Here is a 23,932-nt window from a genome sequence, read left to right on the forward strand (position 1 = left end):
ATAACCATGAAAGGGATCACGCAACTCTTTGCGATCTCAAGCCTATCGCTTGTACTGTCCGGCTGCTGGCTGGACAGTGACAATGATACCATAGAAACGCCCGAGCCAGCACCTGCACCACCGCCTGCAGCCGCTGACACCTTTGTACGGGTAACACATGCGGTATCTGACGCCCCCGGTGTCAATGTGCTCGCCGGTGGCGACATCCTGGCCGGGCTGGAAAACGTCGATTATCAGGTTTCTTCTCCCTGGATAACCCTGGAAGAAGGCAGTTACTCGGTTCAGGTCGATGCCATTTTGCCCGATCAGAGCACGACTGCCGTCATCGGCCCGGTTGATCTGGATCTTGTTGGCGACACCACCTACGACGTTCTGGCCATTGGTACGGTGGAAACCATCGAACCCTTGATCATTGAAAACACTTTTACCGAAGTCACTTCAGGCAGCGCCAGAGTGCAGGTGGTGCATGCCGCACCCAATGCGCCCATGGTCGACATTTATGTCACCGCTCCCGGCGATGACCTCAGCAGTGCGCAGGCACTGGCAACACTGTCCTATCGCGAGTTCACCGGTCAGGCAGAAGTGGCAGAGGGAGACTACCAGATTCGTATCACGCCAGCAGGCAGTGAAGATGTGGTGTACGACTCAGGCACGGTTAATCTGCCCGATGGCGCTGATCTGATGATTGCTGCGACCACCAATGTGGGCTCAGGTTCATCACCTGTCACCTTGTTAGCCGCAGACGGTGAAGGGTCGATGAAAATCTGGGACGCGCAAAGCGGGGCCAACTTACGTGTGGTTCACGGCAGTCCGGACGCCCCCGACGTGGATGTGCTGGTCAATAATGCCGATGCGCCCATTCATTATCAGTTAGATGGCCTGAGCTATCCCAACGCCACAGATTACCTGCCCGTAACCGCGGCAGACCTGCTCGTGGATGTGGTTGCGGATGCGGATAACAGCATCGTCGCGCTGGATGACATTCCGGTAAGCCCGGCTACCGGCATGAGCTATACCGCCATCGCCACCAACACCCTTGCCAATATTAATCTGGCATTGTTAGCCGATGACAACCGCGCACTGGCCACAGCGGCAAAGGTGCGTCTGATTCACAACTCACCCACGGCCGCTGATGTGGATATCTATGTGACGGCCACCGATGACATCAGCGCATCTGATCCCGCCTTTGCTGCGGTGCCCTATAATCCTGACGATCTGGCCACAACAGGCTACGTGCAACTGGATGCAGGGGTTTATTATGTCACCATAACCCCGGCTGGCAGTAAAGATGCCGCCATCGGCCCGCTGATGGTTGAGGTATCTGCAGGTGATGTGCTCAGTGCCATCGCCATGGACGCCAGTGGCGGCGGTGCTCCCCTGCAGGCGGTTATCGTCAATGATAAGGTGCCTGAACCGGTTATGCTGGAGGCAACAGAGACATTCAGTGTCAACTTAAGTGGCGCTCAGGAAGTGCCCGCTGTCATGACCGACGCCAGCGCTAGCGCAACCGTAGCGCTGGATGAAGACAACCGTCTGTTCAGTGTTTCTGTCGATACCAGTAACGTTGAAAATGTCACCGGTGTGCACGTGCATGATGGCGATATCGGCATGAACGGGCCGGTCGCCTTTGCCCTGTCCGAAAGCGCAGAAAACACTTACACCCTAGATGCCACGAACCTGCTGGATGACCAGGTTTCGGCCCTCAAAGGCGGTGAGTGGTATATTAATGTTCACACCGACGCCAACCCTGATGGTGAAGTGAGAGGTCAGATCCTACCCGATGGCGTAGCCATCGTGACCTTTCCACTGAGCGGCGATCAGGAAATTCCCCGGGTTGATACTGCGGCCACAGGCAGTGGTTATGCAACGCTGGATGTGAATACGCTTGCCGTTAAGTTGGTGGCGGTTACCTCAGGCGTTGAGGATGCCACAATGGCCCACATTCATGCTGGCTATGCTGGTGAAAATGGCGGAGTGTATGTGGCGCTGGAACAACATCCGGATAATTTCAATGTGTGGATGACACCAGATGGTGCCATGCTCGATGAGGCCAATGCAGCACAGTTACTGGAGGGCGGTCACTATGTCAACGTGCACACCCCGGCCAATCCCAGTGGCGAGTTACGTGGTCAAATCACGCCCGCCAACATTGAAGTCTATGGTGTGGTAGCCAGTGGCGATCAGGAGGTCCCCGCCGTTGAAACCGATGCCAGCGGCGTAGGCGCGATTACTCTCAATACCAGTACCATGACCATCAAGGCGATTCTGAATCTGTCAGACATCAGTCCCAACGCTGGACACATTCACGCTGGCAATGCGGGTGAAAATGGTCCCGTTGTGGTGGCGCTGGAGAATCCTGAAGCGGGTTTATGGACCCTGGATGCCACGCTGACCAGCGAGCAGATGGCAGTCATGCAAGCCGATGGCTTGTATACTAACTTCCATACTGACGCCTTTCCTGATGGCGAAATTCGCGGCCAGATTACCTTGGGCTTCGAATAACACCATCCTGATAAAAAAACCGGTCATCAATGACCGGTTTTTTTATGCATTAATACTGCGCTGCTCAGGCTCCCCGAATACCCAGGCTCATGATATTGCCCTTCTCATCCAGTTCTCTGACCGTCAGGATCACCTGGCCCAGGCGCAGACTGTCACCCACCACCACTCGCCGGTGATATTTAAGACTGAAATACTCGGAGAGGCTGAGGTCGGCCACTTTTTTCGCCAGATCCCCCAGCGGATAGAAGTTATTCACTTCGGTCAGGGTCAGGTCACCATGCAAACTAAAGTCACCAAAAAATTCACTTTCTTTAAGTTTTCGCCCTTCCCCACTGGCAGCCAGCACCCGGCTGATACTGTCTATATCGGCGTCTTTAGCCAGCACCAGCAAGACATCTTTGTCTAACAAACGGCTGTTGGGATCCGGTGGTATCCAGATATGTTCGCGGATAACACCGGCAAAGGCGATATCCGCACTGAAGTTAAGTTCAAACCACTTATGCTCAAAAGCCGGCACATCCGCACTGATAGGAAAAGACATCACCTCAAGGGGATCTTCACTGGCGATGCTCTCCAGTGGCACCCGTTCTTTGGGATGCGGTGTTTCCGGCACCTCTAAACCTAGCCAGCGTGCTATGGGCGCCATGGTCCACCCCTGAATAAACAGCGAGGTAAGGACAACGAAAAAAGCCACATCAAAGTACAGCTCCTGATCCTCCAGACCGGAGAGCCAGGGATACAAGGCGAGGATAATTGGCACCGCTCCGCGCAATCCCACCCAGCTGATAAAAACCTGTTCGCGCCACGGGAAGGAAAACGGCAATAAGCACACCAGCACCGCAATGGGCCGGGCAACGAATATCAGCACCAATGCTACAGAAATGGCCAGTGGTGCGTGAGCAATCAGGTTAGACGGCGTGACTAACAACCCCAGAATTAAGAACATCAGAATCTGTCCCAGCCAGGTCAATCCGTCCTGAACCTGCAGAATATGAATAAGATGTGGCAGCCGTGCATTGCCGATGAGATAACCCATCAAATACACCGCCAGAAAGCCACTGCCATTGATATGACTGGTCAGTGCAAACACCGTAATGGCACTGGCCGCGGCTAACAGGGGTAAAAAACTAAAATTAAGGGGGATTTTACGGGCCATAAAGACAAAACCCTTACCGCCCAGCCAGCCCGCAATCAGCCCCACCAGCATCTGCCAGCCCACATCCAGCAGCAGCGGATAAAGATGCAGTTCAACCCCTGACACCAGTGCACCAGTCAATGCCATAGTCAGGATAACCGCCATAGGATCATTGGTGCCGGATTCAATTTCCAGAGTGGAGGCAACACGTTGTTTGAGGACTACGCCCCGGGATTGAAATATACCGAACACGGCTGCCGCATCGGTGGAACTTAAGATGGCACCAATTAACAGTGCCGTTGGCCAGGGTAAGTCAAAGAAATACACCGCGCCGGCGGCGGTTAGCGAACAGGTGAGCGCAACACCGACGGTGGCCAGACTGATGGCTGGCCACAAGGCCACACGGAAGCGTTCTTTTTGGGTACGCATCCCTCCATCGAAAAGAATAATGGCAAGGGCGGCAGAGCCAATCAGAAAGCTCAGTTCCGGACTATGAAATTCAATGCCACCTATACCCTCTTCGCCTGCCAGCATCCCCATAATCAGAAACACCAGCAACAAAGGCGCGCCCAGTCTGTCTGAAAGCACACTGGCGAGTATGCTCAGTACCAGTAACGCACCAATAAAAAGCAGTATGGTATTAATTTCTGCCATCCGTGCTCCCAGAGCGTCTCAGGGTTTAAACAAAAGCCTCTTGTGAGCCTCTACCCGTATCATCCAAGAAGTTTTTTGCAGGTTACTTGGGCTGCAAAAAACCTGGACCGCAAAAACTTGCCGCCAGGCCCACTTCTGAGAAGCTTTTCACGAATACCGCAGCCAGAGCGCTGTTGACCTATTGACGGCGCCGGCCACGCTTATTATTCCTCTCACTGCATATCAGTATGCCTGAATACGGCAATTAAATCGCATCCAATGCCTGTTTAAAATCGTCAATGATGTCTTCGATATCCTCAATGCCCACACTCAAGCGAATCATATTATCGCTGATGGCCATTTTTTCACGCTGCTCGGCACCCATTTCATAATAAATGGTATGGGCCACAGGAATCGCCAGGGTACGGGTATCTCCAAGGTGCGTGGCATTGAGTACCAATTGCAGGTGATTTAAAAAGGCGAAACAATCCAGCCCTGGCTTCAGATCGATGCTCAGAATACCGCCGTAATGTTTGAACAACGCCCGCGACAATTGATGCTGAGGATGATCGGATAATCCCGGATAATAGACCTTGTCCACTTTGTCATGGCTGGCCAGGAAGGTGGCTAATTTTAGCGCGTTGGTACAGCACTTCTCCATGCGCAGGGCCAGGGTTTCCAGTCCGACGGAGATTAAATGGGCCGAATCTGGTGTTAAACACCCTCCCATGTCACGCAGGCCCTTTTTCTTAATTTGCGTGATTCCCCAAAGCTGGGCAGGCTGATTCTTGTACGCCGGGTTAATGTTATTGAACTGCTGCCAGTCATACAGGCCGGTATCAATGACAGCACCGCCCAATACATGGCCATGACCGGCGACATACTTAGTCAACGACCCTACCAACAAGGAAGCCTTGGCAGCACGAGCATCAAAAAGATAGGCCGGCGTCATCGTGTTATCCACCATATACACCAGTTGATGCTGCTCACACAGCTCACCAATGGCCTGCAGATCGGCCACCTGAGTAACCGGATTGGCGATAGTTTCCAGATAGACCGCTTTGGTGTTGTCTTGAATTGCCGAGGCGACCTGAGTAACATCGGTTACATCCACCAGCGAGACCTCAATACCGAATCCGCGCAGCGTATCGGCGAAACTATTGGTGTTACCAAACAAAAACTGGCTAAGGATCAGATGATCGCCTTGGCGCAACAGGGTCAGCAGCGTGGTGGTAATGGCGGCCATCCCGGTAGCAAAGGTCAGCGCACCAACACCGCCTTCCATTTCTGCCAGAATGTTTTGCAGCGCATTAATCGACGCCGAGGATTGTCTCGAGTAGGCATGCCCATTCTGGCGTCCCTGAAATACGTCAACCAGATCCTCAACCTTTGGATATTCAAACAGTACCGAATTCGTCGTTGCCTGATGCACCGCACCGTCTTCAGGCGTATTTAACAGCCGATCTGCATGCACCAATTTGGTGGTAAAGCCTTTAAAATCCAACACTATCCCCTTAATCAATCTGTTCACTGCCTGCTCTGAGGTAGCGATTTATCTGCTCTTTCGCGGATGCCTAACCGGCTTTCTCCGGGTGGCGCCCATGCACACCAGCATAAAATGCCCTTATTTTAGCCATCTCTGCGTCTATATCATCGCCGATTTTGTACAAAGGCCCAAATCCAATCACTTTGCGCTTATAATCAAAATAAATAAGCAATACGGGCACATCGGCAGCCCTGGCAATATGTAAAAAACCCGTTTTCCATCGCGTTACGCGTCTGCGGGTGCCCTCGGGCGCGACACCCAGCACAGTGGGTTCGGCCTTCAGCCTGGCACTCACCTGCTCCACCACACCATGCGCTCCCCGTCTGTCCACCGCAATGCCGCCCATTTTGCGCATCCACCACCCAAATGGTCCCACAAACAAACTGTGCTTTCCTAAGAACGACACCTTCAGTTGCAAAGCAAACACCGTTGCCAGACCCAGCACGAAATCCCAGTTCGATGTATGTGGCGCCACACACGCTACTATGCGCTGTTGATTAGGAAACTGACCTTCCATCGTCCAGCCCATAAGACGCAATACCCAGCGCCCTAGCCACTGGCTAAAGCGGTTGCCACGTCGTGGAACATCCTGACCGATAGTAATAGGGAGTGGGTCTTTTTTCATATTGGCTACCCTGACTGTCAAGGATGGGCATGATCCAACAAGCACGGGGGCCTGTCGAGCACTAATAACGATCGTACTTAAAAACTGTCGTGCTACTTTTCTCGCCATTCATCCCGGCTTTGCACTGACTCACAGCGGCTCAATTGTCTAAACCCATGGGGATGAGGCACAATAGAGCTCCTTTTGTTCTTTTGGTAACGTCATGCTGCTATCTGTTGTACTTCCACGAAGCCTGATACTTGGCATTGTCTCGCTTTTTTTCACCCTGCCCTCAGTGGCACAGGAGAATGCCAGAGAATTGTTCGGCCACTACCAGTCGGCGCTGTTTCAAATCCGGATGATCGAAGTGGAGTCAGGTAATAAATCATCAATCGGATCGGGCTTTCAGGTCAGCGCAGACGGGCTCATGGTAACGAATTATCATGTGATCGCTGACAAGGTGTTTTATCCGGAAAAATACCGCATTGAATATCTCACCGCGGATGGCGAGTCTGGACTGCTGAGCTTACAGCATATCGATGTGGTCAACGATCTGGCTCTGGTACGCCGGGAGACTCAGAATAGCGACTACCTCCCAGTCGCGCCCTACTTGCCTGCTCAGGGTGACAATATTTACTCACTGGGTAATCCTCATGATCTGGGCATGATTGTGGTGCCGGGGACCTTTAACGGGCTGAAGAAAAATAGTTTTAATCAAAAAATCCATTTTACCGGCAGTATCAATCCGGGTATGAGTGGCGGACCCACCGTCGATGCCCTCGGACAAGTGGTTGGAGTCAATGTGGCCACCGCCGGGAATCAGATTGGCTTTCTGGTGCCGTTGGCCAGACTCAGACATTTGCTGGCAAGAGCCGAAGACGCGCCGCCGGCAGATTTTATCGCAGAAATTGAGCAGCAGCTGTTGGCAAACCAGTCCCGTCTGTTAGAGCCTTTTATAGAATCATCCTGGCCTGTGGCCGCACTTGGCAGAGCCAATGTCGCCGCAGAGGTAGTGAATTTCCTGCCCTGCTGGGGTAACTCTAACGCCAACGACAAAGAGGCCCGTTATCTGACCGCACAAAAACGCTGTCGTCTGGAAGAGGAAATTTACCTGAACAATAAATTGCGCACCGGCAGCCTGGAAATTGAGTACGAGTGGATCTCCTCCGACTCGCTCTCCGATGCAGCCTTTTACAACCTCTACGAACAGAGCCTGCAGTCTGCAGGTCCGGGGAATAATTCTGCTAAAGAATTCAGTACCAATTATCAGTGTGAACAACAGCGGGTCTACAACCAACAGGGAATGAAAGTACGCTTATTATTTTGCATCAGAGCCTACAAGGACTTTGAACAACTCTATGACGTGTTGATGCTTGGAGCCAGTTACGATCAGAAAAACCAGGGGCTGATCAGTCACTTTACCCTTGCCGGTGTGTCACGCTCTCTGAGCCTGGCCTTTACCAAACGTTTTATGGAGGCTATGGCATGGCAATAGTCATCGAAAAGCTTTCTGCCAATAACAAGCAGGTGAAGCATTATCAATTTGATCAATCCACGGTGAGTCTGGGTCGTGGTTACGAGAACCACATCCGTCTGACAGACCCTTATGTCTGTGCCGAACATGCACTGATCAAGCAGGATCCGGATAGTCACAAGATAGAAATTATTGACCTGGATTCCATCAATGGCATGAGCGTCAATGGCAGAAAATGCGATCGCGCAGTAGTGGATAAACACGACGTCGTAGTGCTGGGAAAAACCCGCTTACGCTTGTTCAACAGCAATAATACCGTTCCGCCAGCCATTAAACTCAGTGCCATCGAAACCCGTCTGGATATTCTAACCCACTGGCGCTTTGCACTGTTTATGGGGCTTCTCTACGCCGCCACCCTGGTGTTTGAAAGTTATCAACATACGTACACGGAATTTGAGCTGGGCAAGGCCTTACCGCGATTGTTTAGTGAGTTTATTCTGCTCTCTGTCTGGCCGCTGTTATTTGCTTTACTCTCCAGACTACAGAAGCAGGATGTCAGGCTTTCCAGCCTGTTTTCGGTACTCTGGATCATCGCACTGCTCAGTGAGGGGCTGTCTGAGGTGAATCACTGGATAAGCTTCAACTTCCCGCAGTTACCGGGTTGGGGGGTGGCAGAACACCTCGGTCTGACGCTGGTATTTGCCCTGCTCTTGTGGCTGACTCTGCTGCTCGCCTTTCATCAGGCTGCCGCTAAACGCAACCGCATTACTTTGCTGTGTTCGTTAATACTGTTGGCAGGCGTAGTGGGTTGGAACCAGTTAAAACAAGGTGAATTTTCCCCCCGCCCCAACTACAGCTTCAGTTTACTCTATGAAGATGCGGCTGTGACTAACGGCGTCGATACCGAGCACTACCTTAAACAGCTGCCTGATATATATGACAAAGCCGACAGGCTCAGAAGCAAACCCTGATGTGTATTTTGTTTCTTGCCCTCAATCAACACCCTGACTACCCTTTGGTGATTGCGGCAAATCGGGATGAATTTTTTGCACGGCCAACCGCAAGTTCGGGCTTTTGGGCGGATACACCGTCAGTGCTCGCCGGTCGGGATCTTCAGGCCGGCGGCACCTGGATGGGCCTCAACACCGGAGGGCGCATTGCAGCACTGACCAATATTCGTGCCCCTCAAAGCGTGGTAGCTGACCGGCAAAGTCGTGGCAAACTGGTGACGGACTACCTTCGTCAGGTACCCCATGCCGAGTCATCGAAGACATATCAGGCCTGGTTAGCACGTCATAAACAAGACTTTAACGGATACAACCTGGTTTTTGGGCACTACACCAAAGAACAGGGGGTAAGACTGCACGTGTATAACAATCACCAGAATCGCCATGAAGCCCTCAAGGATGGCATTTATGGCCTTTCAAATGCGGATATTGACAGTCCGTGGCCTAAAACCACCCGCGGCATCAATGCACTGGCTGAGGCGCTGACAGATGAGGCGCCGGATGATGAACGGCTTTTCACTCTGCTCAAAGACACCCAGCAGGCCGATGACGCCCTATTACCTGATACCGGCATTCCCAGAGACTGGGAAAAACGCCTGTCTGCCATCTTTGTCGAAGGTGAAGACTATGGCACCCGCAGCTCTACGTTACTCTTTATCGACAACAAAGGAGGATTTCGCTGGGCAGAACGCACCTTCGACCAACAGGGCCAAGCGGTTAAAACGCTGGAGATACACAGTCACTTTCAGGGCTGTTAATCAGAGTTTTATCATATAACCCATTTGTCTCTCGAAATTAATTCTATGGCTGGCATAATAAGCGCTCTTGCCGATCAACCTACCTGGCCACAGGTACATTATTACAGAGGGATATCATGTTAGAAGTGCTCAAGCAGTTACCTGCTGATCCTATTCTTGGTTTGTCCAGCGCCTATAAACAGGACACCAATCCAAAAAAAGTGGATTTGGGTGTTGGCGTTTATAAGGATGAGCAGGGCCGTACGCCCATTTTAAGTTCGGTTGCCAAAGCACAGAAGATCCTGCTGGCCAACGAAGATTCAAAAACCTATATCACGCCTCAGGGCGTGCCCGGTTACATCAGCGGCATGCTGGACCTGTTGCTGGGTAAAGGTCATAAAACGCTGATTGAAGAGCGCGTGGCTGCAGTTCAGGCGCCAGGCGGCTGTGGTGCCCTGCGCATTCTTTCGGAGCTGTTGAAGCGGTGCAATGGCGAGCTCACGGTGTGGGTCAGCGATCCTACCTGGGCCAATCATATCCCTCTGATTGGCAGTGCGGGCCTGAACATTGAAACCTATCCCTACTTTGACAAAGATCAGGCCGGTATTCGCTTTGATGACATGGTTGCCTGTCTGGAAAAGGTCAATAAGGGTGACGTCGTGCTGTTGCATGGCTGCTGTCATAATCCGACCGGTGCCGATTTAACCAAGGCACAATGGCACAAGGTGCTGGAGCTGGCGCAGGAACGTGAATTTCTGCCCTTTTTAGATATTGCTTACCAGGGATTTGGCGACGGAATCGACGATGATGTCTACGGTTTACGACTTTTAGCTGATAATTTGCCAGAATTAATTGTTGCCGCATCATGCTCGAAAAACTTCGGGTTATATCGTGAGCGCGTCGGTCTGGCCGCTATGATCACGGCCCGTCGTGAGGTGCGCGACGCCATCCAGACACAAATTCAGTCCATTGCCCGTGGCATTTACTCTATGCCACCTTCATATGGGGGCGCACTGGTAGACATCATTCTTAATAGTGAAGAGTTGAAACAGGAATGGTTAGGTGAAGTCAGCAGTATGCGCGAGAGAATGCAGACCTTACGGCGCCTGCTGGTGAGTAAGCTGGAAGAAAAAGGCGCAAGCAAAGACTTTTCCTTTATTAATACACAAAAAGGCATGTTTTCCTATCTGTGCATCAGCCCGGAGCAGGTGCAGCAGCTACGCCATGATTACGCCATCTACTTTGTGGACTCCAGCCGTGTGAATATCGCCGGTATCAGCACCAGCAACGTAGATTACATTGCCGATGCACTGACTGCGATACTCTGATTCTGCCTACAGCACTGCCACGTGGCAGTGCTGTTTTAATTCCTTTTTTCTGCGCGCCTATCATTGTTTTTCCTTATTTCGTCATAAATGCTGACTACACTGTTGTAAACGCTCATGCATACCAAACCTGTTGTGATCACAACAGCGTGTTGTTAAGAACGAGGTAATAATGAAAACCCTTGTGGCTCATTCATGGGAACACCTGCAGGAACTGTTATTCGACGGTTCATGGGACCCACTTATTGCCCGCTATCGCTCCCCTTATGTATTTCGCGGTTTGCCTGATTGTCGCTTTGAACTAAAGACCTCGCTGGCGCGACTGGGTGGACATTACGCTCAGCTTGAACGCCATCTGCTCAGAAATTTTAAGAAATACGGCCACGACAGCTTTGATACAAACCGCTCAATCTGGCACTGGCTAACACTGGCACAGCACCATGGCTTACCTACCCGACTGCTCGATTGGACCTACTCCCCCATGGTGGCAATGCACTTTGCCACTGCGGATATTGATTTGAGCGAGCAGGATGCGGTGATCTGGAAAGTGAATTACCACGACTCCTTCCGGCAATTGCCTGAGAATATGGCGATACAGCTCGAACAAACTGGCGGCAACGTGTTTACGGTAGAACTGCTGACCCAACTGGTGGGCGAGCTGGACGTTTTTGACCGACTCGGTGAGTCAGATTTTTTCCTGTTTTTTGAGCCACCGGCTCTGGATGGTCGCATCATCAACCAGCATGCCTTATTTTCTGTCGCCTCCAATGCGCAACTGGCCTTGAAGGAGCTGATAGAACAGACCCGGATTGATGCTCAGAAACTGATTATTCCGGCCAAACTCAAGTGGGAAATTCGCGATAAACTGGATCAATCCAACATTACAGAGCGGGTTCTGTTTCCTGGTCTCGAAGGGTTAAGTCAGTGGCTTAAGCGCCATTACAGTCCGAGAGACAACTGACATAACCAAGACATGGGCGGTTTCACCAAACTTACGTCATCGCCGGGCATTCATGGCTTTTTTATTTGGACGTCTGGCGTTCTTCCTGCCATTGTTTCTCCAGATGTTCAATCATGGCTTGAGGATAGTCATGCTGATACAAGCGGCGCATGGTGCCATCCGCGTAGCTTTGCATCAGTGCTTCCTGCCAGCGGGCGACTCTTGCGCCCGGGATATCCAGCGAAAATGCCAGATACAAATAAGAACGATACAGGGGTTTCCAGCGCTCTAACCTGACGTCACCGTAATGAACAGATTCGCCGTAACGCAATGCATTCAGTGCAATAACATCAGCTCTGTTACGCTCCGCCATGGTGTGACACTCATGAGCATTGGCAACCATTGAAAGATTGCGCCCGACTTCAAAGCCCATCTGATTAAAATACCCCAGTTGTGCTGAACTCCGATAGGCACAGGCCCTGAGATTATCGGTCCCATAATCTTGTGGATTCGCCACGACCCTGGGTAAGGTGTACAACTGCATATCAAAATACTTAATCGGCCCGACCCACTGGAATAACGCTTCTCGCTCGGGGGTGCGTACGGTTTCAAAAAGTACTGTATTGGGTTGTTGCCGGGCCATTTTCATCGCCCGCGCCCAGGGCAATAAACTGAAGCGGATTTTTTCGTTTAAGCGGGCTTGTAAGTGACGAATCAACTGAATAGTGACACCGTCAATTTGCTCGACTTCGTTAATATATTGTGCCGGTGGGCTGTGTTCTGTAAGAAAGTGTAGTTCCGGATCCGGGGCCTGCCAGGCCAGGCAGCCTGAGCTGAATAATAGAAACAGAGCCCAGCCGATAAAGACTTGCATGAAGGATTCACCGCTACAAAAAAGAGAATGTCATTACACTATAGCAGTCTGCGACGCAGGTCGCGCAGACCGCAACGGGAAAGCTTTGTGCGCTCACACCTCGCCCTTTGCTATTGGTGCTTTTCCCAGTTGGGCTTTAGTATACAATTAGGGATTGGTCATCACTGTGACAAACACGCTAACCTGCAGCATACCCATAAAGGGCAAGAGATCATTAAGCATGCCATCACCACAGTTTCTCATCCGGTGGATTAGTTTTTGCCTTTTCCTGTTGGTACCTTCGGTCAGCGGCGCACAACCGGTGTTGGATTTAAACCAGCAACCCGCGTTGACCGCAGGTGAATACAGTAATTACTTCCAGGAATCCGGGGAGCCGCTATCCCTTTCACAAGCCATCACACAATTTAAGACTTATCCGGTCAACCTAGGCACAAGTCAGTCCATTTCGCTGGGGATCAGTGTGGCGCCGGTCTGGCTGAAAGTACGTCTGCATACTGATGGTGAAGCGGGAAAAAGCTATCGATTTAGTACTGAAACCCCCTGGCTTGATCATATTGACGCCTGGCTGGTACACGAGGGAAGAGTGATTGAACATGTGGTAGGAGGCGATGCGCTACCCTATGCGCAGCGCCCCATGCAATACCGCTACTTTGCTTTTGAAACCGAATTGCCAGCCGGTGAAACACAACTTTATCTCAGAGTAGATACCCTTGGCCCCATGGCCATTCCTCTTCGAATCTCCGAATCAACGCGGGCTATACAAAGAGACATTTCCAGCAGTTACCAATATGGATTTCTGTACGGCATCATGATTGCACTGGCGCTGTATAATCTGATGATCTATCTCGGTATACGACACAGTGAATATGGCTTGTACGCCCTATACCTGCTGGGTTTTGTGATCAACAGCTTATCCTATACCGGGCAACTGCATACCTGGTTTACGCCCGATTGGGGTCCCTACTTTCAGGATTGGCTAGATATCTTTCTCATGATCACCTATTCCATCGCCGGCCTTCATTTTGCGCGCATCCTGCTCAAGACGCGCCAATATGCACCCACATTAGACAGAATTACCATCGGCGTCACGGTATTCATTCCTGCAGGCATGCTCATCGGGGCACTGTTAAATAATCTCACCCTGTCCTTATTGCTGGCGTTTATCCTCAACACCAGTTTTGCAGTATTGTTTATTATATTGGGAATACAAGCCATCAGACACCAGGTTGCCACGGCCAGATTATTTGTGATCTGCTCGGTAACCGCAGCTACCTGCATCTGCATTTCAACAGCCGCTGTCGCCGGGCTGCTCCCATACAATGATGTGACCTTCAAACTCATTGAGGTGGGCATGGCCTTTGAGTCAATTTGCCTGGCTTTTTTACTGGCGCAACGCTTCCGCCTGACCGAAACAGAAAAACGGGTGGCGCTGCATACTGCCCGCGTCGATCCACTGACCGGACTGAACAACCGGCGCGGGTTTGAACACGCCGCCTACCCCTTATGGCATCAACAGCTCAGATCGAAGCGCGATGTCTCTGTTATCCTGATGGATATCGATCATTTTAAGAAAATTAATGACCGCTATGGCCATACTCTCGGCGATGAGGTGTTACGCAGTGTCGCTTCGCTATTAACCCATAGTGCCAGGCGAAGCGACATCATTGCACGCTGGGGTGGTGAAGAATTTCTGATATTGCTGCCAGACACCAACAAAGAACAAGCCCGCAAACATGCCGAGCAGTTACGACGCTTAATTGAATCAAGCAAAATCGACAGCGACAAGGGCGAGATTCACTTTACTGCCAGCTTTGGTGTCAGCGGCAGTGCGCCTGCTGCCCTCAGACAAAACGACAGCTTTGGTGATGGTTTGGACGATCTCATCAATGCAGCCGATAACGCCCTGTATCAGGTTAAAGAAACTGGCCGCAATCAGGTTCAACTGGGAAATGCTACAGGGTAGTCAGATAAAAGCTCTCAACGTTCTGAGAAAGCCACAAGCCCATCAGTTTTCATAAAAACAAGCCTCGATTGGTTGTGTCTCGTTTTGTCAGCGTTGCATCAACAATTCAGCGGTTAGTATTACAGCCTCATGCCCCTTATACTGGTGGATAGTAAAAGTGATTGAGATAGCAGATGAATTGGGTTTATGCGGTATTACTGCTGACGTTTTGTGTGACGGTAAAGGCAGCAGAGCTTACCGTTGCTTTTGGTCAGAGTCGGCCCCCTTATGTGGATGAAGTGCTGGCCGATGGTATCAGTGTAAGACTCTTCGACGCTGTGGCCCAGAAACTTGAATGGCAATACCAGGCCATTTTTGTCTCCAACCTGCGCATGGACAAGCTCCTCGAACAAGGTCAAGTGGATATTTCGGTGGAAGTTCAGCCCAACAACCCGTCACTGTTTTATTCTCAACCGTTTATTGCCTATTACAACTATGCTATCCATCGTCACTCTGCTGACCTGGCACTTAATGATATCAACGACCTGCAGCATTTCAGCCTGTGCGCCTGGCAAAGCGCCAATGAACATATCGGTATTTCAACCTGGACAGAGAATAAAGCAGATTACTGGGAGTACCCGGAGCAAAAGTGGCAGGTGGCGGACTGGTTGAATGGGCGCTGCGAGGTGGTGTTAATCGATGAAACCCTGCTGAGCTGGCATCTTCAGCAATTTAAAACACGCCCAGAGCACAGCGATAAAAAGATACAACTGGATCGCCTCGGCAAAGCTTTATTGCCCATTGAGCAAAACCCTCTGTGGTTTTATGTCGGCTTTAGCGAGGCCTCGCTCAGAGACGCGTTTGACAGGGAACTCACCCGTCTGAAAAAAAGCGGCCGTTATGACGACATCCGCAATCACTTTACGCAAACAAAAGCATCAGCGCACCCATAGCGAAACAGGAAGAACAGGAAGAACAGGATGCTATGATACGAGCCCTATCCTCTCCGCTCACCTTTGACGGCTTATTTCATCTGCAATGCGCTACTGTCCGAGTCTACGTAGCGCTGAATCACCTCAGGCACTCTGCCCTCATCAATAAACTTCAGTAAAGCCTGATTAAACTTGTCTCTGACCGCCTGGTCATGAAAAGCCGCGTAGGCTGGCACCACAGGAGTCAACGCATGGGCCCTGACACTACTCTGTTCGTAATCCGGCACGCGTTCTTCGGCATAATAATGGAAAATGTAGTAATCAAGCACCACCAAATCGGTGCGTTTTTTAAACAGCAAACTGGGCAACACTGACATGTCGTGCATCTCACGGTAATGACTGTTTTTTACCAGTTTGGCAAAAGCCGGGCCGAAATACCCCGTCGCTCCCTGAAACGTTGCAATGCGGGCCCCTTCAATGTCTGCCAGTGCAGAATATTCTAACTCTCTCTGTGCCAGAGAAAATACCGTCGGGCGGTATTAAATAATTTCTGAGGACACAAAATAGTCTTTTTCATCAGCCTGAAAAAAGGTTGGTACGATAACATCAGCCTCACCGTTCATGATCATACGCCTTGCCCGCGCCAGAGGCGACGTCCGCTCAGTTCGCCAATTTATGTCGTTATAGGCAAAAAGCTGCCTATGCACAGGTGCTGCATACATGTACTGATAAAATCAGCATGGGGTCAGGAGTACTTAACGGATGATTAGCATTTATGCTATATTCTGCGCCCTTTATTCTGGCTAATCCTACTTATTCATGAGTGATTTTGAACAGCGTTTCGGCGGCACCCAAAGGCTTTATGGGCTTGCGCAAACCCAGTGGCTACAACAGGCTCACTTCTGCGTTATCGGCATCGGTGGTGTCGGTAGCTGGGTCGCAGAAGCGCTGGCGCGAACGGCAGTGGGTACGCTGACGCTGATAGACTTGGATGATATCTGCACGACCAATATTAACCGCCAGATCCATGCGCTGACTAACACCGTTGGCGAAGACAAAACAGAGGCGATGCGTTCGCGCATTCAGTTGATTAACCCCCAGTGTGACGTGCGCTGCATTGAGGACTTTGTGACACCGGACAATGTGCATGAGTACCTCAATGACATGGATTATGTGGTTGATGCCACCGATTCGGTGAAAGCCAAAGCAGCTATCATCGCTCACTGTAAACGCCGCAAATTGCCGGTACTGACCATTGGCGGAGCCGGTGGTCAGACCGATCCTACGCAAATAGCCGTTACTGATTTGAGTAAGACAAAGCAGGATCCCCTGGCTGCTAAAGTACGTTCACTGCTGCGTCGGGATTACGGTTTTACCACCAACCCCAAACGTCGCTTTGCCGTTGATTGTGTCTATTCCACCGAGCAGCTGTGTTATCCGCAACCCGATGGTACGGTCTGTCAAAACAAGGAATTTGCCGGCGCGGGCGTCAAGCTCGACTGTAACTCGGGCTTTGGGGCCTCAGTGGCGGTCACCGGCAGCTTTGGCTTTGTTGCGGCGGCAAGAGTGATGGAAAAATACCTGCAACGCTGTGAACGCAAACATCAGGAAAAGGTCGGCACCGAATAAGCCGCCACTGAAATGCAGGTGCAAGATTATTCCTGCGCTTCTGATACCGAAACAGCGTTAACTCAGAACCGGCTCTGAATGGCCTGCATCACCTGATGCAAACCGTTATTACGGGACTGACTTAAATGCCGCTCCAGGTTAATCTCGGCCAGGTAGGCGGGAAGATCAAAGGCTTTCACCTGTTCTGACGTTTTACCGGCCAGCGCTTCGCACACCAACGCCAGCAACCCGCGCACAATTTTACTCGCGGAGAAAGCCTGTAACTGTATCTGCCCCTGATGAGTCGAAACCTGCAGCCACACCTGGCTCTCACACCCCTGCACTTCATGCTCTGCGGTGCGCAAGTCTTCGGGTAATATCGGCAGGTGCTTACCGGCCAGCATTAACGCCCTCAGCTGATTATCCCAGCCTCTGGCCTGTTGCACGGTGCTAGCCAGTGTCCGGGATGAGGGTGGGTGCGGTGTGCAATCTGCCATGGTCTGATTATCCGCGTTGCTCTTGTGCGATGGCCTGCTGCATTTCTTCGATTTTTACCACAATGGCGTCTTCTTCGCGCACCACAGGAAAGAGCATTAACATGACCTCATCAGGGGCCCATAGTCCGAACCAGCGATGTTGCAGTTCCTCCAGCGTCAACACCGCTGCCCTGGCTTGAGGGAAATGTACCTTAGCCCAGGCCATAGCCGATGTCTGGTCTGGAAACAGCGGTGTGCAGGCATCGCCCTCGGCACTGAGCATGGCCCAGCCCTCTTTTACCGACAAGCCCCACAGCTGTCCCTGTTCCAATAACAGTAAAAAAGTCTGCTCGGCACGTTGTTCCGCGTCCAGCGCAGTTAAATCAGGTTGTTGTTGTGTCATAACCGCCTCAGTTCAAAGCTCACGCAAATACTACTCCTGTGGTGCTGGTATTCTCTGCTTACCTTTACCCACTGCGGTCAGCATCGAGCCAATCATTACCATCCCTGCACCAATATATGCCCAGTGATCCAGTTCACTGGGACTAAAATGCATGGGCCAGATACGCACTGCCGCTTCCATGCTTAAAAACGTGAATAATGGCGCCAGCGCAATGACCGCACTGACCTTAGATGCATGCCATACATGCAGAGCTTCAGTGAAAGCACCATAGCCCACTATGGTATTGGCGCAGCAGAACATCAATGCCCAGAATTGCAGTGTGCTCAGGTGCAGTACGGTTTCTAACTCAGAAACAGGCAGCAGCACCAGACAGCCGGCACAGTACAGAATAAGCGTTAACTGTTTGGCCGTTATGGCCCTGAGCAGGACTTTTTGCGACAGGGCATATACCGCCCAGGTAATGGCGGCCACAATAATAAACAGCACACCCTGTGTGTAGAGTCCCAGCGAGCTGAACAACAGCGGCAGGCGCTCATTGAAAAACAGCAACAACCCGCTGATCAGTACCAGCGCGCCAAAACTTTCAAGGCGGTTAAAGCGCTCTTTGTATAACAGAATGCCACCGAGCATCAGCAAAAAAGGCGCCAGCTGAATCAGCACCTGCGCCGTTTCCGGATTCAGATAATCCACGCCTTGCAAATACAACACATAATTGGCGATCAGGCCCACCGCTGCCATCAGCAGCAAAAGATTATTGCTGCGACTGATAGAGCGCATGGGAGGCAAGGCTTTGGCCTTGTACAACATCAGCCCAACGACAAGTGCCGCGAGGGTAAAGCGAAACCAGGTGATAGTAACTGCATCCATAGCTTGCAGGCACAGCTTCAGGAAAACCGGCAACATGCCCCATAACAACGCGGTAAGCAATGACAGGCCAAAGCCATACCAATGTCTGACAGCCACTGTCTGCATAGGGGAATTCGCTTATTGTTTGTTTTTGATTTGATGTTTTCTGACGGCCCGGCGCATACGTGATATCTGCACGTGATCCAGTTGTTTTTTATCTTCCACTTTAAGCAAGGTTTCTGTTTCCGGGGCCAACTGGGCCAACTTACGCAGACCGTTTACGGCCTTAAGCTCCAGTTCAACCCAACCGCCCTGAGGCAAGCGTTTCTGCAGCTCCACATCGCCATAACGCACCCGAATCAGACGGCTGACGGTGACATCCTGAGATTCCCACATGCGTCTGACTTCGCGGTTACGGCCCTCAGACAGGGTCACATTAAACCAGTGGTTCATGCTGTCTTCATCACCGGGGTGGCGACGTATGCTGGTAAATTTGGCTTCACCGTCTTCAAGCTTGACCCCGGCCTTGAGGCGTTTCAGCATTACATCGGTGACTTTGCCGTACACCCGTACCGCGTATTCACGCTCTACTTCCTTGCTGGGGTGCATTAATCCGTTGGCCAGTTCACCATCATTGGTAAACAGTAATAAACCGCTAGTATTTATATCCAGCCGGCCAACCGCTATCCAGCGGCCATTTTTAATGCGTGGAAGACGATCGAATACGGTGGGCCTGCCTTCGGGATCTTTCCTGCTGCACAGCTCCCCTTCCGGCTTGTTGTACATCAGCACCCGACACACGGCTTTCTGATTTTGCGGGCCAAGCGGATTGCCATCCACCCGGATTTTATCTTCCGGCTCCACACGCAGGCCCAGCTCGGCCACTTTACCATTGACCGAAATCCGGCCGTCGCTGATCCATTTTTCCATCTCCCGACGGGAACCGATACCGGCATTCGCCAGTACTTTTTGCAATTTATCGCTCACCTGCGCTCCACTCTATGCGGCCAGAGGACTGCTATGCAGCCACTGGCACAAAATTCACTGAATAATCGGCGCTATTGTACGTGCAGGACGAGGCTAATACCAATAAATGGCTATCATCGATGTCAGTAAAATATCACCCTGGCAAAATACAGCTGTGCCAGCTCATTTTCACCGTCCAGATCGTGCCTTGTTGTGGCCATTGCTGCAATGCTGAGGTATATGCTTCCTGCCTGGCCTCTTCAGCCAGTTGAAAATCCCCCAACAGACGGATCTGGGTCGCCAGTACCTGGCGGGAATGTTGCCGATATAATTGACTGAGATAAAGAACAAATGACGGCTTCAACCTTGTAGTGCCTGTTTTACAAATAGCAGCACTGAGTCGAAGCGCCCCGGCTGAATTCGACATTAATCCATAATCACATTGCGTACCCTGGTGATATCCTGGTCATGAACCAACGCCCGCTCAGCGCGCTCCATTGCCTGTGCCGCATACTTTTCAGCCGCCTTGCGGGTGGCGCCATCCTTTGACTTCGACAAGGCCCGTAACGCTTTTTGCAACCGTATTGCGACCTCCACGTTAGCCGCACCATAACGGGCGACGGGCGTAAAGGCATCATCAAACATATCATCCACTGAGATCAGCGGTACCTCAATACGATCGTAGCTGACTTCAGCAGTCTGTTTTTTCTGTTCTGAAGAGTCCGGCTCACTGTCTGTTTTCCCCCAGAGCACAAAAAGACGCACCATACGGCCGATAATATCGATACCCGTGCCAGGATCGTTAACCGCCGGAGACAGAGCACGACTGGCGATCTCGGCGAGCACCACCAGCGCAAAACGCGGATCATCTTCAAAGGTTCGTGATGTGCCGAGCATAAAGGTTCCGCAAAGCTTTTGTTTTTGCTGCTCGTCAAGCTTGTTCTGTGAACCCTTAACATAAGCCAGAGGCCGGTCAGGGGTAATAAAGGTACCGGGCAGTGCCGCCAGCCTGACCCTTATCTGCCATTTTTCAGCGCACTTCTGCAATCTGGCCATATCAATATGTTGTATATAACCTACTTCATCACAGTAAAGCGGTACACCCTCAACACATCCGCCGGTGGCAATCACACCACCCAAAGCGGGGGCCTTGCGGCGGCGCAACAGTGCCTGAGCGGCAACATCCTCGACAGAGTCTATAGTCGTGCCGACCCTGCCTAATCGGGCTATCCTGTCTACCCAGCGCACAAAAGTCAGGATCACAATGGCGAACACCAGAACGGTCAACACCAACAAAGTAAACAGTCCGGCGTCCTGATAGAAATCATTTTCAATCGCAGTCAGCGCCACAATGCTGAAAATAAAGGCACCGATAAAAGTCGATAAGGCGTTTTGAGATAAGTCATCGGCAATCACCAGTTTAACTGCTCTGGGAGTGGCAGTACTGCTTGCCGAAGCATAGGCCGATACCATCGACGCTACCGCCAGGGTGGCAATCACCATCATGCTGGATGACATTACGGATAACAGGTGGGATACGGATTCAAAGGTCACCTGTGGCATCCAGTTTGCCAGCTCGGTTCCTTCGGCAAACTTCGCCAGAAAAGCTACCGAAACAGACAACAAAGAAATGACAAGGGGCTTGAGCCACAATTGCTTGCTTAGTTGTTGTAGCAAGAACCTGATTCTGTCGGCGGATATAAATGGCATGTTGCTCTCCTGCAATGATCTGATTTAACCATGCTGGTTTTCAGCTCTGAAGCCCCGATGACTTGCAGGGGCCATTGTCCAACTCAACCCGTTGTATTCGATGCCAGCGAAGGTCGGCAGCAGACACCATGAATAAAGACCATTGGCGCTGAATTAATGTAATAAATCAGTATCGGACTGATCATCCTCCACCATCGGTTGACGCTTAGACTGGGTATCTGATTGCGCAACAGCAGATTCAGTTTCACCCATGTGGTCAGCCTCCTGGTGTTCAAACAACCCCGTCGATGGCAGCTGCTCAAGACTGCTTAGGGCAAAGTAGTCGAGAAAAGCTTTGGTGGTAGCATACAGCGCCGGGCGTCCAGGCACCTCTTTGTGGCCTATCACCTTGATCCAGTCTCGTTCACTCAGGGTTTTGATGATATTAGAGCTCACAGACACCCCGCGGATATCTTCAATTTCGCCGCGGGTAATGGGCTGGCGATAGGCTATCAATGCTAGCGTTTCGAGCATGGCCCGGGAGTAACGTGGCGCCTGCTCCTGCCATAACTTACTCAGCCACGGAGACAGGCTGTCCATCGATACAAAGCGATAACCTGAGGCCAGTTTTAACAGGTTGATGCCGCGCGGACGATAATCAAGCATGAGCTCATCGAGCGCCTTTTGCAGCCGACGCTGACTGACATTCAGTTCCTGTAACACCGTGTCCTGCAATTTCTGCTCGCTGAGCGGTCCTTCTGCCACAAAAATAGCCGCCTCGAGCAACTGCTTTAACTGCGCATCAGAAATTTTCATCATCTGATTCCTCGTTATGATAACCCCCACCTTTGGCCTGAATATGGATATCGCCATAGGCTTCGGCCTGTACCAGATCAACCAGGGATTCTTTAACCAGCTCTAAAATAGCCAGAAAACTCACCACCACCCCGGCTTTACCCTCTTTCGGTTCAAACAAGTCAGAGAAGGAGACAAAACGCGCCGTGCTCAGACGCTGAAGAATGTCGCTCATGCGCTGACGGGTGGAGAGGGTCTCGGGACGAATATGGTGATGCTCAAATGCCGCCGCCCGCTTGAGTGCTTCTTGCAGGCTCAGCGCCAGTTCATTTAAGGTGACTTTTGGCAAAACCACACTGGGTTTGCAGTTGTCCGCCACATTGGCCGATGCCACAAATAACTCCCGCTCCTGACGCGGTATTGAATCCAGCTCGTGGGCGGCCTGTTTTATCTTCTCATATTCCCGCAAACGTCGAATCAGTTCAGCTCTGGGATCGTCATCATCCTCTTCTGCCTCCTGACGTTTGGGTAACAATACCCGGGACTTAATCTCTGCCAGAATTGCCGCCATAAGCAGGTATTCGCCAGCCAGTTCCAGCTTCACTTCCTGCATCAAATCCACGTATTCCATGTACTGACGGGTTATCTGCAATATGGGTAAGGTGGCAATATCGAATTTTTGTTTGCGAATCAGGTACAGCAGCAGATCCAGCGGGCCCTCAAAGGATTCCAGAATCACTTCCAGGGCATCGGGTGGAATATAAAGATCCTCGGGCTTTTCTACCAGCGCCTGACCATTAACAAAGGCCAGTGGCAGCGGCTGCTGCACCGGCTCTGGTGGTGAAACCGGAGGGGGCTGTTGTTCAGACAAAAGCGGAGATGTCTCCTTCCCCTTCGCGCAGGATCACACAATCGCCTTCAGACATATCCAGCACAGTAGTGGGATGTTCGCCGATATTCCCGCCATCTATAATCAGATCGACGCGTTTTTCCAGATTATCACGGATCTCTTCAGGGTCTGATTCGGCCATGACGTTGCCCGGCAGGATCAGCGAGGTGGACATGATCGGCGAGTCCAGTTCCTCCAGAATAGCCAGTGTAATGGGATTATTCGGTACCCGCAGGCCAATGGTTTTACGCTTTGGATTTTGCAGGCGCTTGGGCACTTCCTTTGTGGCTTTGAGAATAAAGGTGTAAGGGCCGGGCGTATTGTTTTTAATTTGTCTGAAGGCCTGATTATCGACTTTGGCATACAAAGACAATTCCGACATATCTCTGCACATCAGCGTAAAGTTATGATCTTTACCGATATCGCGGATACCACAGATACGTTCCAGCGCCGGCTTATTATCTACCAGACAACCGATGGCATAACCGGAATCTGTGGGATAAACCACCACACCACCGCTGCGAAACACCTCACAAGCCTGCTTGACCAGCCGGGCCTGTGGATTATCAGGGTGTATTTGAAAAAACTGACTCATGTTCTCATCCATCT

Annotated in this window: 23 protein-coding genes; 9 read left to right on the forward strand and 14 right to left on the reverse strand. The window is 51.3% G+C overall.

The genetic code is table 11. From position 1 onward, the window contains the following. The first annotated feature begins 6 nt into the window (after positions 1-6). Positions 7-2,502, forward strand: coding sequence for a CHRD domain-containing protein (locus CCY32_RS02345; protein WP_088328946.1), 2,496 nt, complete (start codon positions 7-9; stop codon positions 2,500-2,502). Positions 2,503-2,566: 64 nt separating this feature from the next. On the opposite strand, the gene CCY32_RS02350 is transcribed toward CCY32_RS02345, so the two are convergent. The 3 genes from CCY32_RS02350 to CCY32_RS02360 form a co-directional block, all read right to left on the reverse strand. Next, positions 2,567-4,291, reverse strand: a complete 1,725-nt coding sequence (locus CCY32_RS02350) for a potassium/proton antiporter (RefSeq protein ID WP_088328947.1) — start codon at positions 4,289-4,291, stop codon at positions 2,567-2,569. 244 nt (positions 4,292-4,535) lie between these two features. Then, positions 4,536-5,774: a cystathionine gamma-synthase family protein gene (locus CCY32_RS02355; RefSeq protein WP_088328948.1), complete on the reverse strand. Its 1,239-nt coding sequence runs from the start codon at positions 5,772-5,774 to the stop codon at positions 4,536-4,538. Positions 5,775-5,844: 70 nt separating this feature from the next. After that, positions 5,845-6,441 carry a lysophospholipid acyltransferase family protein gene (locus CCY32_RS02360; protein WP_088328949.1) on the reverse strand — a complete coding sequence of 199 codons (597 nt, stop codon included), beginning with the start codon at positions 6,439-6,441 and terminating at the stop codon, positions 5,845-5,847. Positions 6,442-6,643: 202 nt separating this feature from the next. Here CCY32_RS02360 and CCY32_RS02365 point away from each other — a divergent pair, with 202 nt between their 5' ends. The 5 genes from CCY32_RS02365 to CCY32_RS02385 all read left to right on the forward strand — a co-directional run bounded on the left by CCY32_RS02365 (position 6,644) and on the right by CCY32_RS02385 (position 11,924). Next, positions 6,644-7,915, forward strand: coding sequence for a serine protease (locus tag CCY32_RS02365; RefSeq protein ID WP_088328950.1), 1,272 nt, complete (start codon positions 6,644-6,646; stop codon positions 7,913-7,915). Continuing rightward, positions 7,906-8,865 carry an FHA domain-containing protein gene (locus CCY32_RS02370; RefSeq protein ID WP_088328951.1) on the forward strand — a complete coding sequence of 320 codons (960 nt, stop codon included), beginning with the start codon at positions 7,906-7,908 and terminating at the stop codon, positions 8,863-8,865. Before CCY32_RS02365 ends, CCY32_RS02370 begins: the two co-directional genes overlap by 10 nt. Continuing rightward, positions 8,865-9,659: an NRDE family protein gene (locus CCY32_RS02375; protein ID WP_088328952.1), complete on the forward strand. Its 795-nt coding sequence runs from the start codon at positions 8,865-8,867 to the stop codon at positions 9,657-9,659. The genes CCY32_RS02370 and CCY32_RS02375 overlap by 1 nt, the downstream gene beginning before the upstream one ends. 116 nt (positions 9,660-9,775) lie before the next feature. Then, positions 9,776-10,966, forward strand: a complete 1,191-nt coding sequence (locus tag CCY32_RS02380) for an amino acid aminotransferase (protein WP_088328953.1) — start codon at positions 9,776-9,778, stop codon at positions 10,964-10,966. Positions 10,967-11,135: 169 nt separating this feature from the next. Beyond that, positions 11,136-11,924 (forward strand): FRG domain-containing protein, encoded by a 789-nt coding sequence (locus tag CCY32_RS02385; RefSeq protein ID WP_088328954.1) that lies wholly within the window; start codon positions 11,136-11,138, stop codon positions 11,922-11,924. A 61-nt stretch (positions 11,925-11,985) separates the two neighbouring features. Here the strand turns inward: CCY32_RS02385 and CCY32_RS02390 are convergent, their stop codons facing one another. Beyond that, positions 11,986-12,777, reverse strand: coding sequence for a transporter substrate-binding domain-containing protein (locus tag CCY32_RS02390; protein ID WP_088328955.1), 792 nt, complete (start codon positions 12,775-12,777; stop codon positions 11,986-11,988). A 220-nt stretch (positions 12,778-12,997) separates the two neighbouring features. On the opposite strand from CCY32_RS02390, the gene CCY32_RS02395 reads away from it, so the two are divergent. Both CCY32_RS02395 and CCY32_RS02400 read left to right on the forward strand, forming a co-directional pair. After that, complete coding sequence (locus tag CCY32_RS02395; RefSeq protein WP_088328956.1) at positions 12,998-14,740, forward strand: diguanylate cyclase; 1,743 nt, start codon at positions 12,998-13,000, stop codon at positions 14,738-14,740. 173 nt (positions 14,741-14,913) lie between these two features. Further along, positions 14,914-15,672, forward strand: coding sequence for a transporter substrate-binding domain-containing protein (locus tag CCY32_RS02400; protein ID WP_088328957.1), 759 nt, complete (start codon positions 14,914-14,916; stop codon positions 15,670-15,672). Between the two features lie 71 nt (positions 15,673-15,743). Here CCY32_RS02400 and CCY32_RS02405 read toward each other — a convergent pair whose 3' ends face one another. Beyond that, the gene (locus CCY32_RS02405) at positions 15,744-16,028 is read right to left on the reverse strand and encodes a hypothetical protein (protein WP_348638932.1); all 285 of its coding nucleotides are present in this window, start codon (positions 16,026-16,028) and stop codon (positions 15,744-15,746) included. A gap of 442 nt (positions 16,029-16,470) precedes the next feature. On the opposite strand from CCY32_RS02405, the gene tcdA reads away from it, so the two are divergent. Next, a complete protein-coding gene (gene tcdA / locus CCY32_RS02410) occupies positions 16,471-17,280 on the forward strand; it encodes a tRNA cyclic N6-threonylcarbamoyladenosine(37) synthase TcdA (protein ID WP_088328959.1) in 810 nt (269 codons plus the stop codon). Between the two features lie 62 nt (positions 17,281-17,342). On the opposite strand, the gene CCY32_RS02415 is transcribed toward tcdA, so the two are convergent. The 9 genes from CCY32_RS02415 to CCY32_RS02455 all read right to left on the reverse strand — a co-directional run bounded on the left by CCY32_RS02415 (position 17,343) and on the right by CCY32_RS02455 (position 23,918). After that, entirely contained in the window at positions 17,343-17,756 is a 414-nt protein-coding gene (locus CCY32_RS02415; RefSeq protein WP_088328960.1) for a SufE family protein, read from the reverse strand. A 7-nt stretch (positions 17,757-17,763) separates the two neighbouring features. Further along, the gene (locus CCY32_RS02420) at positions 17,764-18,138 is read right to left on the reverse strand and encodes a DUF2750 domain-containing protein (RefSeq protein ID WP_088328961.1); all 375 of its coding nucleotides are present in this window, start codon (positions 18,136-18,138) and stop codon (positions 17,764-17,766) included. 30 nt (positions 18,139-18,168) lie between these two features. Further along, positions 18,169-19,110: a DMT family transporter gene (locus tag CCY32_RS02425; RefSeq protein WP_088328962.1), complete on the reverse strand. Its 942-nt coding sequence runs from the start codon at positions 19,108-19,110 to the stop codon at positions 18,169-18,171. Positions 19,111-19,122: 12 nt separating this feature from the next. Further along, on the reverse strand, positions 19,123-19,971 hold the full coding sequence (gene rluB / locus CCY32_RS02430) for a 23S rRNA pseudouridine(2605) synthase RluB (protein WP_088328963.1): 849 nt from the start codon (positions 19,969-19,971) through the stop codon (positions 19,123-19,125). A gap of 133 nt (positions 19,972-20,104) precedes the next feature. Next, positions 20,105-20,314, reverse strand: coding sequence for a hypothetical protein (locus CCY32_RS02435; RefSeq protein ID WP_088328964.1), 210 nt, complete (start codon positions 20,312-20,314; stop codon positions 20,105-20,107). A 62-nt stretch (positions 20,315-20,376) separates the two neighbouring features. After that, complete coding sequence (locus tag CCY32_RS02440; RefSeq protein WP_088328965.1) at positions 20,377-21,660, reverse strand: DUF2254 domain-containing protein; 1,284 nt, start codon at positions 21,658-21,660, stop codon at positions 20,377-20,379. A 153-nt stretch (positions 21,661-21,813) separates the two neighbouring features. Then, entirely contained in the window at positions 21,814-22,458 is a 645-nt protein-coding gene (scpB, locus tag CCY32_RS02445; protein WP_088328966.1) for an SMC-Scp complex subunit ScpB, read from the reverse strand. Continuing rightward, a complete protein-coding gene (locus tag CCY32_RS02450; protein ID WP_088328967.1) occupies positions 22,442-23,305 on the reverse strand; it encodes a ScpA family protein in 864 nt (287 codons plus the stop codon). The genes scpB and CCY32_RS02450 overlap by 17 nt, the downstream gene beginning before the upstream one ends. Further along, a complete protein-coding gene (locus CCY32_RS02455; RefSeq protein WP_088329234.1) occupies positions 23,298-23,918 on the reverse strand; it encodes an L-threonylcarbamoyladenylate synthase in 621 nt (206 codons plus the stop codon). Before CCY32_RS02455 ends, CCY32_RS02450 begins: the two co-directional genes overlap by 8 nt. Positions 23,919-23,932: the final 14 nt, after the last annotated feature.

This window comes from Lacimicrobium sp. SS2-24, assembly GCF_002201535.1.
Lineage (GTDB): Bacteria > Pseudomonadota > Gammaproteobacteria > Enterobacterales > Alteromonadaceae > Lacimicrobium.